Below are 14,905 nucleotides of genomic sequence, written 5' to 3' on the forward strand. Positions count from 1 at the left end.
GACATGGTCCCGATCCTGCCACCCGGCACCGACAGCCGGAAAACCGCCGTGCGTCGCCACTCTTTCGGCCGTAATCTGTGAAGGCTGTACCGACGCCTTACCCCGCCCGGTCCGCAGGCGCCGACCGCGGCCCGCCCCCGCACCACCCCCGGAGAACCCCCTTGGCCAGTCCCTACCGTGCGCTCTTCGCCACCCCCGGCACCCTGGGGTTCTCCGCGGCCGGCCTCCTCGGACGCATGCCGCTGGCCATGATGGGCGTCGGCGTCCTCACGATGATCACGGAGCTCACGGGGCGGTACGGGCTGGCCGGGCTGCTGACCGGGACGCTGGCCCTCTCCGCCGCGGTGCTGGGCCCGCAGGTGTCCCGCTTGGTCGACCGCTACGGGCAGCGCCGGGTCCTGCGGCCGGCGACGCTCGTCTCGGTCGTGGCGGCCGGCGCGCTGCTGGTGTGCGCCGAGAAGGGGCTGCCGGACTGGACGCTGTTCGTGTGCACGGCGGGCGCGGGGTGCGTGCCGAGCCTCGGCGCGATGACGCGTGCCCGGTGGGCGGAGATCCTCCGCGGCCGGCCGCAGGAGCTGCACACGGCGTACTCGCTGGAGTCGATCGTCGACGAGGTCTGCTTCATCGTGGGCCCGCCGCTGTCGATCGGCCTGTCGACGATGTGGTTCCCGGCGGCGGGCCCGCTGCTCTCCGGGGTCTTCCTGCTGGTCGGCGTCTGGTGGCTGACCGCGCAGCGGGCGACGGAACCGGCGCCGCACCCGGTCGGGACGCACGCCGGCGCGCGGACCAGCGCGCTGCGCTCCCCCGGCCTGCAGGTCCTCGTCCTCGCGTTCGTCGCGACCGGGGCGATCTTCGGCGGGGTCGACGTGGTGACGGTGGCGTTCGCCGAGGAGCAGGGCCACAAGACGGCGTCGAGCCTGGTGCTGGCGGTGTACGCGGGCGGTTCGTGCCTCGCGGGGGCCGTCTTCGGGACGCTGCGGCTGAAGGGCGCCCCCGCACGCCGCTGGCTCCTGGGCGTCTGCGCCATGTCCGTGAGTATGATCCCCCTCCAACTGGCCGGGAACCTTCCGTTGCTGGCCGTCGCGCTCTTCGTCGCGGGTCTCGCCATCGCACCGACGATGGTGACCACCATGGCCCTGGTGGAGGCGCACGTACCGCGCGGCAAGCTCACCGAGGGCATGACCTGGACAGGGACCGGGCTCGCGGTGGGCGTGGCGCTGGGCACGTCGACCTCCGGCTGGGCGGTCGCCGAGCACGGGGCCGCCGCGGGGTACGCGGTGCCCGGTGTGGCGGGGGTACTGGCGGCCGTGGTGGCGTTCCTGGGGTACCGCCGGCTGAGCAGGCCGGTGCCGACGCGGGAGGGGCAGCGTGAGCAGCAGGACCCGGAACAGTCCGATCGGCCCGAGCGGTTGGAGCGGTCGGAGCGGTAGCGGCGGAATGAGCCGGCTCGGCCGGCGCCCGGCGGACGGCACCTGGCGGAACTGGGCGGGGAACGTCTCGGTCCGTCCGGCGCGGGAGGCCCGGCCGGCCTCGGTGGACGAGCTCGCCGAGGCGATCAGGAACGCCGCCGACGACGGCCTGCGGGTCAAGACCGTCGGCACGGGCCACTCCTTCACCTCCATAGCGGCGACGGACGGGTTGCTGATCCGGCCCGACCTGCTCACCGGCATCCGGCACGTCGACCGCTCCGCGATGACGGTGACCGTGGAGTCGGGCACGCCACTGAAGCGGCTGAACGCCGCCCTGGCCCGCGAGGGCCTGTCGCTGACGAACATGGGCGACATCACGGAGCAGACCGTCGCGGGCGCGATCAGCACCGGGACGCACGGCACGGGCCGCGACTCGGGCTCCGTCGCCGCGCAGGTCCGCGGCCTGGAGCTGGTGACGGCGGACGGGCGGGTGCTGACCTGCTCGGCACAGGACGAGCCGGAGGTCTTCGCGGCGGCCCGGATCGGCCTGGGCGCCCTGGGCGTGGTGTCGGCGGTCACCCTGGCGGTGGAGCCGCTGTTCCTGCTCACCGCGCGCGAGGAGCCGATGTCCTTCGACCGGGTCACGGCGGAGTTCGAGGCCCTGCACGCCGAGAACGAGCACTTCGAGTTCTACTGGTTCCCCCACACGGAGAACTGCAGCACCAAGCGCAACAACCGCAGCCACGGTCCGGCCGCCCCGCTCGGTCCGCTGAGCGGCTGGTTCGAGGACGAGTTCCTCTCCAACGGCCTCTTCCAGGTGGCCAGTTCCTTCGGCCGGGCGCTGCCCGCGGCCGTCCCGTCGATCGCCCGGGTCTCCAGCCGGGCGCTGTCGGCGCGGACGTACACCGACATCCCGTACAAGGTCTTCACCAGTCCGCGCCGGGTGCGCTTCGTGGAGATGGAGTACGCCCTCCCGCGGCAGGCGGCGGTCGCGGCGCTGCGCGAACTCAAGGCGATGCTGGACCGCTCGCCGCTGCGGGTCGGGTTCCCCGTGGAGGTCCGGACGGCGCCCGCCGACGACATCACCCTCTCCACGGCGTCGGGCCGGGACACCGCCTACATCGCGGTGCACATGTACCGCGGGGCGCCCTACCGGGCGTACTTCACGGCGGCCGAGCGGATCATGACGGCGCACGGAGGCCGGCCGCACTGGGGCAAGATGCACACGCGGGACGCCGAGTACCTGGCCGAGGCGTACCCCCGGTTCGGCGAGTTCACGGCACTTCGCGACCGGCTGGATCCCGACCGTCTCTTCGGCAACGCCTACCTCCGGCGGGTGCTGGGTGACTGACGCCTCGTCCGCCGCCGCCCACGGGAGGCGCACTTAAGTTCCCTTTCAGTCGTTTTCCACCCACGGGAACCCGCCCAGCGGGCCGTGTCGGAGGGTCAACTACCGGACGCCCGGAGAACTTCGGCGGCGCGCCGGTCCACTGACATGGCCCGAATGGAGTACTGTGGCGAACCCTGGGCATCGGTCCCTTACGGGTGTCCGGGATCAACGGGAGGGGCCGGAAATGGCACTCGATCCGGCGGCGCCGCGACACCGCACGGAAGCCTGTGACGAGGGGTGACCGACCGGTCACGCTGGGTTGCAGAATAGGCTACCGTGCCAGAACGGCGTTCCAGGGCCCATGCCCGACACGCCGGGCAACTCGGCAAGGTTGTGGCAGGCTGCACCCGGGCAGGCCACACTCGACTAGCGGAAGCAGCGACGCACGTGACGTCGGCAGGCACCACCCGGGAGGTCCCCATGCCCGAACTGCGTGTCGTGGCCGTCTCCAACGACGGCACACGACTGGTGCTGAAGGCTGCTGACAGCACGGAGTACACGCTTCCGATCGACGAGCGGCTGCGCGCCGCCGTCCGCAACGACCGCCCCCGGCTCGGTCAGATCGAGATCGAGGTGGAGAGCCACCTCCGCCCCCGCGACATCCAGGCGCGGATACGAGCCGGTGCCTCCGCCGAGGAGGTGGCCCAGCTCGCCGGCATCCCGGTCGAGCGGGTGCGCCGGTTCGAGGGCCCCGTGCTCGCCGAGCGCGCCTTCATGGCGGAGCGGGCCCGCAAGACCCCCGTCCGCCGCCCCGGTGAGAACGCCGGACCCCAGCTCGGCGAGGCCGTGCAGGAGCGGCTGCTGCTGCGCGGCGCCGAGAAGGACACCGTGGCGTGGGACTCCTGGCGCCGCGACGACGGCACCTGGGAGGTGCTGCTCGTCTACCGGGTCGCCGGCGAGGTGCACACCGCCAGCTGGACGTACGACCCGCCGCGGCGGCTGGTGCAGGCCGTCGACGACGAGGCGCGCGCCCTCATCGGCGAGACCGACGACGCCGTGGCCGTCCCCGAGCCGAGCTTCCCCTTCGTCCCGCGCATCGCGCGGCTGCCGCGCGAGCGGACCCTGGACCGGCCCGCGGCGCCCGTGCCGAGCGCCGAACCGGCGGAGGAGTCCGAACGCGACTCGCTGACCAGCCTGCTGGAGGCGGTACCGAGCTTCCGGGGCGACATGGTCGTCCCCGAGCGTCCCACCGGTTCGGACGCCGCGGTGACCGAGGACGACACGGAGCCGGACGCCGAGGAGCCGCCGGCGCCCGCCGCGTCGGCCGGCGCCGGATCGGCGTACGCGGACGTGCTGATGCCGCGTTCGGTGAGCGGCCACCGCGACCGGCTGGTCGGCACGACCGACCGCCAGGCCGAGGCGGACGGGGTCCGCCCCGGTCGCCGGGCGGCCGTCCCCAGTTGGGACGAGATCGTCTTCGGCACGCGCCGCAAGAAGCAGGAGTAGCGACCGGCGGCACAGCGGGCGCGTGGCCGTGGCTCCGGCCCGGCCGGCCCGGTTCGTCCGCCGTGCTCGTCGGCCCCGGCCGTCCGCCGTGCTCGTCGGCCCGGACGGCGCGCCCGCCCGTCAGCCCCGGTCGGCGCCCGTGGCGACCGGCCTCGACGGGTCGCGCGACCACTCGGACCACGAGCCGGCGTACAGCGCCGCCCTGATCCCGGCTACCTCCATGGCCAGCACCTCGTGGGCAGCGGAGACGCCCGAGCCGCAGTACACGCCCACCTCGGGCGTGTCGAGCGCGCCCAGCTCCTTGAACCGCGCCGCCAGCGCCTCCGCGGGCAGGAAGCGTCCGTCCGGCGCGACGTTGCCGGTCGTCGGGGCCGACACCGCGCCCGGGACGTGCCCGGCCACGGGGTCGATCGGCTCGACCTCGCCCCGGTACCGCTCCCCCGCGCGGGCGTCCAGCAGCAGTCCGGACCGGGCCACGGCGGCGGCGGCGTCCGCGTCGAGCAGCGGCAGCCCGCCCGGTACCGGGATGAAGTCGCCCGGCGCCGGTCGCGGGACCTCCAGCGACAGCTCGCCCCGCCACGCGGCCAGACCGCCGTCCAGGACCCGGACGTCGGGGTGGCCCGCCCAGCGCAGCAGCCACCAGGCGCGGGCCGCCGCCCAGCCCTGGCCAGCGTCGTACGCGACCACGGGCGTCTCGGCACGGACACCCGCCGCGCGCATCGCCGCCCCGAAGGCCGCGAGGTCCGGCAGTGGGTGGCGGCCGCGGGGACCGGGGGTGCCGGCCAGTTCCGCGTCGAGGTCCACGTACACGGCGCCGGGCAGGTGACCGGCCTCGTACGCGGGGCGTCCGGGAGGGCCGCCGAGCTCCCAGCGGACGTCGAGCAGGACGGGCACCCCGCCGGGGCCCGGCGCCGCCAGCTCGGCCGCGAGCTCCGCCGCGGAGACCAGGGGGTTCGAGTCGGTGCTTGCGTTGGGCTTCATACGTGCCATCCTCGCGCAGACACGGGCCGCGCCGGGACGACCCCGGGCGGATGGGTCACGGAAATCCGGGCATCCTCCTGCGGGATCGCGCCAAACCGCGGCGCGCCCCGGGCGCACCGTCCGGCCTGCGGTGCGAGCATCTGACGAGGCGTGAAGCCGCAGGGCGCGGGCGGTCCGCGCCCCGTCCCCCCCCGTACGGCCACGACGATGGTCCGAGGAGAGTGTGACGATGACCGAGGCGACTCGGCGCGAGCCGGGTACACCCTGTTGGGTGAGCTTGATGGTGCACGGCCTTGACGCGACACAGAGGTTCTACGGGGAGCTCTTCGGCTGGGAGTTCCGACCCGGTCCCCGGCAGCTCGGCCCGTACGTGCGCGCCCTGCTCGACGGGCTGGAGGTCGCCGGTCTCGGACAGCTGCCCGCCGACCGCCATCTGCCGGTCTCCTGGACCACGTACCTGGCGACCCGCGACGCGCGCGACGCCGCCGAATCGATCCGCTGTGCGGGCGGGACGGTCGCCGTCGGGCCGATCGAGGCGGGCGAGGCCGGGCGGATCGTGATCTGCTCCGACCCGTCGGGCGCCGTCTTCGGCGTCTGGCAGGCCGCCGCGCACCTGGGGACCGCCGTGCGGGGCGTGCCCGGCGCGCCGGTCTGGAACGAGCTGCTGACCCACGACACGGAGTCGGTCGCGAAGTTCTACCGGACGGTCTTCGGCTGCGAACTGGAGCCGCTGGTCCCGGCCGACACGGACCTCGTGACGCTCCGTGCGGGCGGGCGGCCGGTCGCGGGGTTGCGCGGGATGGGCAGCGCCCTGCCGCGCGACCGGGGCGCGCACTGGATGACCTGGTTCGAGGTGGCGGACCCGGACGCCGCCGCCCGGCGTGTCGAGGAGCTGGGCGGGCGGGTGCTGCGGCCACCGGCCGACGCCCCGGAGGGGCGGCACGCGGTGGTGGCGGACCCGGAGGGGGCCGTGTTCACGATCGTGCGGTCGGCCGGGGTCTGACCTGCCCGGTGGCGGCCGCCGGCGGCGCCGCTACCGCTGGGAGGCGGGTACGCGCGCGGGTCGGCCGGCTGCGGGGCACGCGCCTACCGCACGCTCTGGGGCGGCCTGCCGGACGTGCCGCGCCCGGCCCGCGGGGCACACCGCCCGCCCCGCACAGGGCCGGGCGGGTCCGCGACGGACCCGCCCCGCGGGACGTCAGGCGGGCTGGACGCGGTCGGTCGGCCGGGGCTGCCGGGCGCGCTCGGCGGGCCCGGACGGTTCGACGGGGAGGACGTCCGGGGACAGCGCGGCGGCATGGGCGCTCGCGGCCGTCATGCGGCGGCGGTGGTGGCGCCTACACAGCACCTCGTACCCGACCTGGTCCCCGGCGTTGACGTCGCCCACGACGACCTGCGCGCCCTCGACGACCATCACGCCGCCGACGGTGCGGGCGTTGTGCGTGGCCCGCGCCCCGCACCAGCACAGCGCTTCCACCTGCAGCACCTCGACCCGGTCCGCGAGCTCCACCAGCCGCTGCGAGCCGGGGAAGAGCTTGGAGCGGAAGTCGGTGGTGATGCCGAACGCGAAGACGTCCAGCTCCAGGTCGTCGACGACCCGCGCGAGCTGGTCGATCTGCTCCGGGGCGAGGAACTGCGCCTCGTCCGCGATGACGTAGTCGCAGCGGCCGCCGCGCGACAGGTGGTCGACGAGGTAGGCGTAGAAGTCGAACTCCTCGGCGGCCTCGACGGCCTCCGTGACGAGGCCGAGGCGGGAGGAGAGCTTGCCCGCCCCCGCGCGGTCGTTCCGGGTGAAGATCATGCCCTGGAGGCCGCGCGCGGACCGGTTGTGCTCGATCTGCAGAGCCAGGGTGCTCTTTCCGCAGTCCATCGTTCCGGAGAAGAACACCAGCTCGGGCATGGGGAGGCGACGACCTTTCGGGTCCACGGGCGGTAGGGGCGGGGGCGGGGCGGGGGCTGGGGGCGTGCAGCGGCTACGGGCGCACTTCGAGCAGCGGCACGAGCTGTTCGGCTGCGGTCATCGAGCCGTGCATGCCGGCCATCGCCGACTCGTGCGGCTCCTCGATGGAGGCCGTCAGGGCCACGTCGTCGTGGGCGGCCGCGACGACGTCGCCGATCCGGCCGTGGACCCGCTCGTCGATGTGCGGCCCGAACCAGCCGGCCTCCACCGCCTCGTCGCGGCCGGCGACCCAGAAGCGGTCGCCGAGCACCTCGCGCCAGCAGGCGAGGACGTCGGACGCGGCGCCGGGCACCGCGTACACGTGGCGGGCGCGGCCCTCGCCGCCGAGGAGGGCGACGCCGGCGCGCAGCTCCCAGTCCTCGTCGAAGTCGATCCGCGACTCCTCGTCGAAGGGGATGTCCACCATGCCGTGGTCGGCCGTGACGTACAGCGCGGAGCGCGGCGGGAGCTGCTCGGCGAGCCGCTGGACGAGCTGGTCCGCGTGCATCAGCTGCCCGCGCCAGGCGTCCGAGTCGACGCCGAAGCGGTGCCCCGCGCCGTCCACCTCGCTGTAGTACGTGTAGAGCAGCGCGCGGTCGGCGGCGGCGAGCTGCCGGGCGGTGAAGTCCATGCGCTCCTCGCCGGACAGCCGCCCGTGGAAGGTCCCGCCGCTGAGGGCGACCTTGGTGAGCGGCGTGTCCTGGAAGGCCGGGGACGACACCTGCGCCGTGTGGACGCCCGCCGCGTCGGCCAGCTGGAACACCGTGGGGTAGGGCTGCCAGACGTGCGGCGGCGTCCAGGGGCGCCAGCGCAGCTGGTTCATCAGCTGCCCGCTGTCCGGATCGCGGACGGTGTACCCGGCGAGGCCGTGGGCTCCCGGCGGCAGTCCGGTGCCGACCGAGGCGAGGGAGGTCGCGGTGGTGGCGGGGAATCCCGAGGTGAGGGGGCGGCCCGTGCCGCCGCGCGAGGTGCCGAGGAGCGAGGTCAGGAACGGCGCCTCGGCGGGGTGCGCCCGCACCTGCTCCCAGCCGAGCCCGTCGATGAGGAAGACGCAGACCCGGTCGGCCGGCGTCAGCTCCGCGATGCGCGGTGCGAAGTCCGGCACGCCGAGCCCGGCCGCCAGGGTCGGCAGCAGGTCGGCGAGGGAGCCGGTGCCGTACTCGGGTACGGGCGCGGTGTCGAGGGCCAGCGGTACCGGGTCGTCGGGCCAGGCGGAGGCCGTGGTGGCGGGCTGGACCATCAGCGGGTGGCCGCGGTGGCTTCGGACAGGGCCTGGGCGAAGTGCAGCGCCTGGCGGACCGTCTCGGGGCCGTCGCCGGCCTCGCTGACGCGGAGGCTGAGGTCGTCGGCGGTGGAGCTGCCGGTGTAGCCGTGGTCGGCGTCGCAGTTCGCGTCGCCGCAGGCGGCGGGCTCCAGGTCGATGCGGGCGACGGCGCCCCAGCCGACCGTGAGGACCACCTCGCGGGGGAGGGAGCCGGGCGTGTACGCCTCGGGGTTCGCCACGACGCGGCTGACGACCACCGACGAGATCCGGTCGAGCTTGACGGACTCGGTGGACGTGGTCGCGTACGGCGTCGGGGAGCTGGTGTCGGCGTTCTGCTCGTCGGTGTGGCTCACGATGAAGCGCGTCGACGTGAGGACGAGGACGGTGACGTGGCGCCGCACCTCGTTCGCGTCGAAGGTGGTCTCCTGGTGGACGAGGTACGACGAGATCGGCTCGCCGCCGATGGCGGCCTCCACCGCCTCGGCCACGAGGGCCGGGTAGTAGCCGCTGCGCTCGATGGCCGCGCGCAGCCCCTGGGTCGTCGTACCGGTCTTCGCCATGGACTCCATCCTAAGGGGCGTACGGGCGCCCGGTGACGGTCGCGGAGCCGCCCCGGGGAGGAGTGCCTAGTAGCTGGGGAGCCGGCGGGGGCCGATGTCGGTGCGGGCGGGTGGCGGCGCGAGCCGGACGGTCGCGCCGAGGACGGCGAGGCCGCGGGGGGCGACGACGACCGGTTCCAGGGCGACGGCGACCACCTCGGGGTGGTCGTCCACCAGCCGCGACACGCGCAGCAGCAGCTCCTCCAGGGCGGCGGTGTCGACGGGGGCGGAGCCGCGCCAGCCGAAGAGGAGCGGGGCGGTCCGGATGGAGCGGATCTGCTCGGCGACGTCGCGGTCGGTGGCCGGGACGAGACGGTGGGCGGTGTCCCCGAGGAGCTCGGAGGGGGCTCCGGCGAGGCCGAAGGAGAGCACGGCGCCGACGCCGGGGTCGATCGCGGCGCGCACGACGGTGTCGACGCCGCGCGGGACCATGGCCTGGACGACCGGCTGGAGCTCGGTGGGCTTGCCCAGGGCCTCCGTCAGCTCGGTGTACGCGGCGCGCAGCTGCTCCTCGGTGGCGAGGTCCAGGCGTACGCCGCCGAGGTCGGGGCGGTGGCGCAGGTGGGGCGCGGTGGTCTTCAGCGCGACGGGGTAGCCGAGCCGGGCGGCGGCCCGCACGGCGGTGTCGGGGTCGGGCGCGGGCAGGGCGGGCCGTACGGCGATGCCGTAGCGGCCGAGCAGCCGGTGGGCGTCGTCCGGCGTGAGCGTGACGCCCCGCTCCCCCGCCTCCGGGGTGTCCAGGAGGCCCTGGATCTGCGCGGCCGCCCCGCTCTCGTCGATCCCCTCGTACTCGGGGACGCGGCCGGGGTCGGCGACCTTGCGGCGCCACTCGGCGTACCGGACGGCTTCGGCGAGGGCGCGGACGGCGCGTTCGGCTGCGGGGTAGGCGGGGATGTGGCCGGGGGTGGACGCGGTGCCGGTGGGCGGGGCGGCGGTGGGCACGGCGTCGGAGCCGGTGCCGGTCGACGGGGCGCCGGTGGGCACGGCGTCGGAGCCGGTGGGCGGGGTGGGCGTCGGCGCGCCGGTGGGCACGGCGTCGGAGCCGGTGGGCGGGGTGGGCGTCGGGGTGGCGGCGGCGGCCGGCGGGGTGGGTGGGGGCGTCGTGCCGGTGGGGTGTTCCGGGGCGGGGGCGGTGCTCGTGGCGGCGGCGAGGGCGTCCGCCAGCGCGCCCAGCTCCACGTGGACCACGACGACCGGCTTCGCGGGCGCAGCGGCGCGGGCCGCCCGCAGTGCCGCGGCCAGCACCTCCCCCTCGCCGGACGTGTCGATCCCGCCGTGCGGGCCGACCGACGGGATGGCGGTGACGACGACCGCGTCACAGGCGTCGTCGTGCAGCGCCGCGGCGAGCGCCGTACGGAAGTCGTCCGGGGTGGCGGCCGTGGTGAGGTCCCGGGGCGGCAGCGGCCGCAGCCCCTCGGTGAGGCAGGCGTCGTAGGTGAGGAGGCCGAGCGACTCCGAGTTGCCGAGGATCGCGACCCGCGGGCCCGCGGGGAGCGGCTGCCCGGCGAGGAGCAGACCCGCGTCGACCAGTTCCGTGACGGTGTCGACGCGGATCACCCCGGCCTGCCGGAGCAGGGCCGACACCGTGGCGTGCGGGATACGGGTGACGGGCACGGCGTGGCCGGGCGGCGCGCTGCCGCTGTGCCGGGCGCCCTTGACGACGACGACCGGCTTGACGGCGGCGGTCCGGCGGGCCAGCCGGGTGAACTTGCGCGGGTTGCCGATCGACTCCAGGTAGAGCAGGACCACGTCGGTGTCGGGGTCCTCGTACCAGTACTGGAGGATGTCGTTGCCGGAGACGTCCGCCCGGTTGCCGGAGGAGACGAACGACGACACGCCGGCGCCGCGCCGGTGCAGCCCCGCGAGGAGGGCGATGCCGATCGCGCCCGACTGGGTGAACAGGCCGATGCGGCCGGCGGCGGGGAGCTGGGGGGCGAGGGAGGCGTTGAGCCGGGCGCCGTCCGCGGTGTTGATGACGCCGAAGGCGTTGGGGCCGATGACCCGCATGCCGTACGAGCGGGCCTGCCGCACCAGGGCGCGCTGGCGCTCGCGGCCCGCGGGGCCGCTCTCGGCGTAACCGGCGGAGAGGACGACCAGGCCGCGCACGCCGTGCTCGCCGCAGTCGGCGACGGCCTCCGGGACCCGTTCGGCGGGCACGGCGACGACCGCGAGGTCGACCGGCTCGCCGATGTCGCCGACGGAGCGGTGTGCGGGGACGCCCTCCAGTGTGGCGGGGCCCTCGGGGAGGGCGCTGTTCACGGCGTACGCGCGACCGGTGAAGCCGGCACCGACGAGGTTGCGCAGGACGGTCCGGCCGACGCCTCCGGGTGTGCGGCCCGCGCCGACGACGGCGACCGAGCCGGGGGCGAGGAGGCGCTGCACGGACCGTGCCTCGGCGCGCTGCTCGCGGGCGCGCTGGACGGCGAGGGAGCGGTCGGTGGGCTCCAGGTCGAGGTGGAGGCGGACGGCGCCGTCCTCGAAGCTGCGCTTCTGGGTGTACCCGGCGTCCGTGAACACCTTGATCATCTTGGTGTTGGCGGGCAGGACCTCGGCGGCGAACCGGTGGATGCCGCGCTCGCGGGCGACGGCGGCGATGTGTTCGAGGAGGGCGGAGGCGACGCCCCGGCCCTGGTGGGCGTCCTGGACGAGGAAGGCGACCTCGGCGTCGGCTGCCGGAGCGGTGGCGGGGTGGCCGTGCTCGTCGATGCGGTCGTAGCGGACGGTCGCGATGAACTCGCCGCCGATCGTGGCGGCCAGCCCCACCCGGTCCACGTAGTCGTGGTGGGTGAAATGCCGCACGTCCTTGGCGGAGAGGCGGGGGTAGGGTGCGAAGAACCGGTAGTACTTCGACTCGTCCGAGACCTGTTCGTAGAAGCTGACCAGGCGTTCGGCGTCGTCCGTGGTGATCGGTCTGATCCGCGCGGTGCCGCCGTCGCGCAGCACCACGTCTGCTTCCCAGTGGTCTGGATAGGCGTGCGCCGGCTGATCGGACGGGTTCAGCATGGGCCAAGGGTACGGCGCGCGGCGTGGTGCGGGAGGGGGTCGGCGGGCACGCCGAGCCGGGTTCCGCCACTCTTCCGCATATGGGAGACTGGTCTAGACAACCACTAGCACGTGAAGGGCAACACCATGGCTGAGCGCCGCGTCAACGTGGGTTGGGCCGAGGGCCTGCACGCCCGCCCCGCCTCCATCTTCGTCCGTGCCGCCACGGCGTCGGGCGTCCCCGTGACGATCGCCAAGGCCGGCGGCACCCCGGTCAACGCCGCGTCGATGCTCGCCGTGCTGGGTCTCGGCGCGCAGGGCGGCGAGGAGGTCGTGCTGGCCTCCGACGCCGAGGGCGCGGACGCCGAGGCGGCACTGGACCGTCTGGCGAAGCTGGTCGCCGAGGGCCTGGAGGAGCTGCCCGAGACCGTCTGACGGTCCCCCGGCAGCACGACGGAGCCGCACCCCCTGGCCGGGGGTGCGGCTCTTGTCGTTGCCGGAGTGGGCGCGCGGGCGGGGAATTCCGGGCGCGAGGGATTACCGGGGGGACGGGCGCTTTCCCCGGACGAATTCCCGACCGTCGGCGCATTACGACATGCCGGTGTCGCCTCGTCGCCGCGCGTCCCCGCCACCATTTCCCGCACCGCGTTCCACGCCGCCCCCTTTTCCGGGCGCCCGCCTCGGGCGGAAAGGACTCGGGGCGCGCCCGCCTTTTTGTATACGAGGCCGCTGTTAATGCCGTGCGCCGGCGGTGTTTACGGGAGGTTGCGAACCCCTCACACCGTTCGCGCGGCGCAGCCGGTGGGAGCCGCGCCAGCGTTCGGCGTGCTGCGCGGTGAGCGCCCGGGCGCGCTCCGCGTCGCCGCGGGCGACGGCGTCGACGATGGCGCCGTGCTCGGCCCAGGCGTCCGTCGGGTGGGCGGGCTCGTCGACCACGTACATCCAGGCGATCTTGTGGCGCAGCTGGGTGAGCAACGAGGAGAGGCCGGGGCTCGCCGACGCCTGGGCGAGCGTCTCGTGGAACCAGCCCCCGAGCGCGCGCAGGTCCTCACCTGGGCCGCGGCGGGCCCCCTCCTGGCCGAGCCGGACGAGGCCGCGCAGCACCTTCAGGTGGGCGTCGGTGCGCCGCTGGGCGGCGCGGGCGGCGCCGAGCGGCTCCAGCAGCGCGCGCATCTCCAGGAGGTCGGCGGCCTCCTGCTCGGAGGGCTCGGCGACGCAGGCGCCGACGTGGCGGCGGGAGGTGACGAAGCCCTCGGACTCCAGGGTGCGCAACGCCTCGCGGACCGGTACGCGGGAGACGCCGTAGCGACGGGCGAGCTGCTCCTCCGTCAGACGGCTGCCGCGCGGCAGCGCCCCGGAGACGATGTCCGCCCGGATCGCCGTGCACACCGAATGCGCGGGAATGCGCATACCGAACCTCCGAACCGCTCCGCCCACCGTTTAATCCGCGCGACACCCAGGAGTTCGACGCTGTTGCGGTGACTCTATGGCAACCACACCGATTTTCCGATGCCGGGCCTGAATTCGTGGTGCTTTTTTGGACGTGCGCGGGCGCGCGGGAGGGGGTGTCCCGCCGACCTGATCGGCGGGACACCCCCTGGGGGCCGGAACGGCGCGGAGGCCCCGGCTCGTCGGCGAGCGGGGGCCTCCGTGAGCGGGTGGCGGGTCAGACGTTGACGCCGCGGGCCCGGAGGTAGGACACCGGGTCGATGTCGGAGCCGTACTCGGCGCTCGTGCGGGCCTCGAAGTGGAGGTGCGGGCCCGAGGAGTTGCCGGTGGAGCCGGAGACGCCGATCTGCTGGCCCGGCGCGACGCTCTGGCCGACGGAGACGCCGACCGAGGCGAGGTGGCCGTACTGGGTGTAGGTGCCGTCGTTCATGCGGATGACGACGTTGTTGCCGTAGGCGCCGCCCCAGCCGGCCTCGACGACGGTGCCGAGCCCCACGGAGACCACGGTGGAGCCGTAGGGGGCGTGGAAGTCGACACCGGAGTGGCTGCCGGAGGACCACATCGCGCCGGCCGACTGGTAGGCGGTGGAGACGTACGAGCCGGCGACGGGCAGCGTGAAGCTGTTCAGACGCTTGCGCTCCGCCTCGCGGTCGGCGCGCTCCTGCGCCTCGCGGGCGGCCTCGGCGCGGGCCTCGGCCTTGCGGGCCGCCTCGGCGCGGGCCTCGGCGTTGCGCTTGGCGGCCATCTCGGCCTCCGCCTGGCGCTCGGCGACCTCGGCGGCCAGCTCCTGCGCCGACGCCTGGTCCGCGACCTCGTCGGCCAGTTCGTAGTCGGCGATGGCGGTGGTGAGCCCGGTGTCCTCCGGGGCCGCGGTCCGGTCGGCCTCGGCGGCGAAGGCCGGGGACGCGAGGGTTCCGATGACGCCGGAGGTGGCGAGTGCGGCGACGCCGGCGGCGTGGGCGCTCTTGCGGCTCAGACGGCTGGGGGCGCGGTGCTTCCCGGTGGCACGGGTGAACGCCATGAAGTGGACGTGTCCTTTCCTTCCCTCTCGCCTACCGGGTTAGCTGACGGGTTCGGAGCAGGAAGGTCTCCTACGGGCCCCTCCGCACGGTGGCGAAGGCGTCCGATTCACCCCAGGGGACGGTGGGTCCCCGGCTCCCCAGGCTCGCGCCTGACGGGGATTCGGCGATCGCTGCCCGATGCCGCGGGTGCGGCGGATCATGCGGGCGGACAGCGACTAAGACGCTAAGCGGCTGATCTTTCAATAACCAAACGGACGCGGTTTTTTGTAGCGCACGCCACAGTGCAGACACCCCGCCTTGCCCACAAAACGGACACCCGGCCGGCAAGGGGAGAGCCCCGGCGTCCCTCGGGACGCCGGGGCTCCGTGTGCCCCTCCCGGTGCCGGGACGACGGGAACACGAGGTTCCGCGCGCGGCTCCGGAC

At 74.8% G+C, this 14,905-nt stretch carries 12 protein-coding genes and 1 riboswitch; of the genes, 5 read left to right on the plus strand and 7 right to left on the minus strand.

Features of this window, described 5'->3' with window-relative positions:
- Positions 1–161: 161 nt before the first annotated feature.
- The 3 genes from ACF053_RS21345 (at position 162) to sepH (ending at position 4,245) form a co-directional block, all read left to right on the plus strand.
- Positions 162–1,430 (plus strand): MFS transporter, encoded by a 1,269-nt coding sequence (locus ACF053_RS21345; RefSeq protein WP_391955351.1) that lies wholly within the window; start codon positions 162–164, stop codon positions 1,428–1,430.
- Positions 1,431–1,437: 7 nt separating this feature from the next.
- Positions 1,438–2,760 (plus strand): D-arabinono-1,4-lactone oxidase, encoded by a 1,323-nt coding sequence (locus tag ACF053_RS21350; RefSeq protein ID WP_391955352.1) that lies wholly within the window; start codon positions 1,438–1,440, stop codon positions 2,758–2,760.
- 426 nt (positions 2,761–3,186) lie between these two features.
- Positions 3,187–4,245, plus strand: a complete 1,059-nt coding sequence (sepH, locus tag ACF053_RS21355; protein WP_391955353.1) for a septation protein SepH — start codon at positions 3,187–3,189, stop codon at positions 4,243–4,245.
- A gap of 120 nt (positions 4,246–4,365) precedes the next feature.
- On the opposite strand, the gene ACF053_RS21360 is transcribed toward sepH, so the two are convergent.
- Positions 4,366–5,226 (minus strand): sulfurtransferase, encoded by an 861-nt coding sequence (locus tag ACF053_RS21360; RefSeq protein WP_391955354.1) that lies wholly within the window; start codon positions 5,224–5,226, stop codon positions 4,366–4,368.
- A gap of 229 nt (positions 5,227–5,455) precedes the next feature.
- On the opposite strand from ACF053_RS21360, the gene ACF053_RS21365 reads away from it, so the two are divergent.
- Positions 5,456–6,229, plus strand: coding sequence for a VOC family protein (locus ACF053_RS21365; protein ID WP_391955355.1), 774 nt, complete (start codon positions 5,456–5,458; stop codon positions 6,227–6,229).
- A gap of 195 nt (positions 6,230–6,424) precedes the next feature.
- Here ACF053_RS21365 and ACF053_RS21370 read toward each other — a convergent pair whose 3' ends face one another.
- The 4 genes from ACF053_RS21370 to ACF053_RS21385 form a co-directional block, all read right to left on the minus strand.
- The gene (locus ACF053_RS21370; protein ID WP_391955356.1) at positions 6,425–7,126 is read right to left on the minus strand and encodes a thymidine kinase; all 702 of its coding nucleotides are present in this window, start codon (positions 7,124–7,126) and stop codon (positions 6,425–6,427) included.
- A 73-nt stretch (positions 7,127–7,199) separates the two neighbouring features.
- Positions 7,200–8,405: an alkaline phosphatase family protein gene (locus ACF053_RS21375; RefSeq protein ID WP_391955357.1), complete on the minus strand. Its 1,206-nt coding sequence runs from the start codon at positions 8,403–8,405 to the stop codon at positions 7,200–7,202.
- Positions 8,405–8,989, minus strand: a complete 585-nt coding sequence (locus tag ACF053_RS21380; RefSeq protein WP_058943833.1) for a DUF5998 family protein — start codon at positions 8,987–8,989, stop codon at positions 8,405–8,407. Before ACF053_RS21380 ends, ACF053_RS21375 begins: the two co-directional genes overlap by 1 nt.
- 66 nt (positions 8,990–9,055) lie before the next feature.
- On the minus strand, positions 9,056–12,031 hold the full coding sequence (locus ACF053_RS21385; RefSeq protein ID WP_391955358.1) for a bifunctional acetate--CoA ligase family protein/GNAT family N-acetyltransferase: 2,976 nt from the start codon (positions 12,029–12,031) through the stop codon (positions 9,056–9,058).
- 126 nt (positions 12,032–12,157) lie between these two features.
- Here ACF053_RS21385 and ACF053_RS21390 point away from each other — a divergent pair, with 126 nt between their 5' ends.
- Complete coding sequence (locus ACF053_RS21390; RefSeq protein ID WP_391955359.1) at positions 12,158–12,445, plus strand: HPr family phosphocarrier protein; 288 nt, start codon at positions 12,158–12,160, stop codon at positions 12,443–12,445.
- A 297-nt stretch (positions 12,446–12,742) separates the two neighbouring features.
- On the opposite strand, the gene ACF053_RS21395 is transcribed toward ACF053_RS21390, so the two are convergent.
- A complete protein-coding gene (locus tag ACF053_RS21395) occupies positions 12,743–13,420 on the minus strand; it encodes a GntR family transcriptional regulator (RefSeq protein WP_391955360.1) in 678 nt (225 codons plus the stop codon).
- 256 nt (positions 13,421–13,676) lie between these two features.
- A complete protein-coding gene (locus ACF053_RS21400; protein ID WP_391955361.1) occupies positions 13,677–14,480 on the minus strand; it encodes a M23 family metallopeptidase in 804 nt (267 codons plus the stop codon).
- A gap of 13 nt (positions 14,481–14,493) precedes the next feature.
- Positions 14,494–14,657: riboswitch (cyclic di-AMP (ydaO/yuaA leader) on the minus strand.
- Positions 14,658–14,905: the final 248 nt, after the last annotated feature.

Source organism: Streptomyces kanasensis, assembly GCF_043077165.1.
In the GTDB taxonomy this organism is placed as follows: domain Bacteria; phylum Actinomycetota; class Actinomycetes; order Streptomycetales; family Streptomycetaceae; genus Streptomyces; species Streptomyces changanensis.

Bases quoted from the DNA above. Each gene is read 5' to 3' on its own strand.
- ACF053_RS21365 (WP_391955355.1), top strand. From the start codon at position 5,456: ATGACCGAGGCGACTCGGCGCGAGCCGGGTACACCCTGTTGGGTGAGC.
- ACF053_RS21380 (WP_058943833.1), bottom strand. From the start codon at position 8,989: ATGGCGAAGACCGGTACGACGACCCAGGGGCTGCGCGCGGCCATCGAG.
- ACF053_RS21385 (WP_391955358.1), bottom strand. From the start codon at position 12,031: ATGCTGAACCCGTCCGATCAGCCGGCGCACGCCTATCCAGACCACTGG.
- ACF053_RS21350 (WP_391955352.1), top strand. From the start codon at position 1,438: ATGAGCCGGCTCGGCCGGCGCCCGGCGGACGGCACCTGGCGGAACTGG.
- ACF053_RS21400 (WP_391955361.1), bottom strand. From the start codon at position 14,480: ATGGCGTTCACCCGTGCCACCGGGAAGCACCGCGCCCCCAGCCGTCTG.
- ACF053_RS21395 (WP_391955360.1), bottom strand. From the start codon at position 13,420: ATGCGCATTCCCGCGCATTCGGTGTGCACGGCGATCCGGGCGGACATC.
- ACF053_RS21370 (WP_391955356.1), bottom strand. From the start codon at position 7,126: ATGCCCGAGCTGGTGTTCTTCTCCGGAACGATGGACTGCGGAAAGAGC.
- ACF053_RS21360 (WP_391955354.1), bottom strand. From the start codon at position 5,226: ATGAAGCCCAACGCAAGCACCGACTCGAACCCCCTGGTCTCCGCGGCG.
- ACF053_RS21390 (WP_391955359.1), top strand. From the start codon at position 12,158: ATGGCTGAGCGCCGCGTCAACGTGGGTTGGGCCGAGGGCCTGCACGCC.
- ACF053_RS21375 (WP_391955357.1), bottom strand. From the start codon at position 8,405: ATGGTCCAGCCCGCCACCACGGCCTCCGCCTGGCCCGACGACCCGGTA.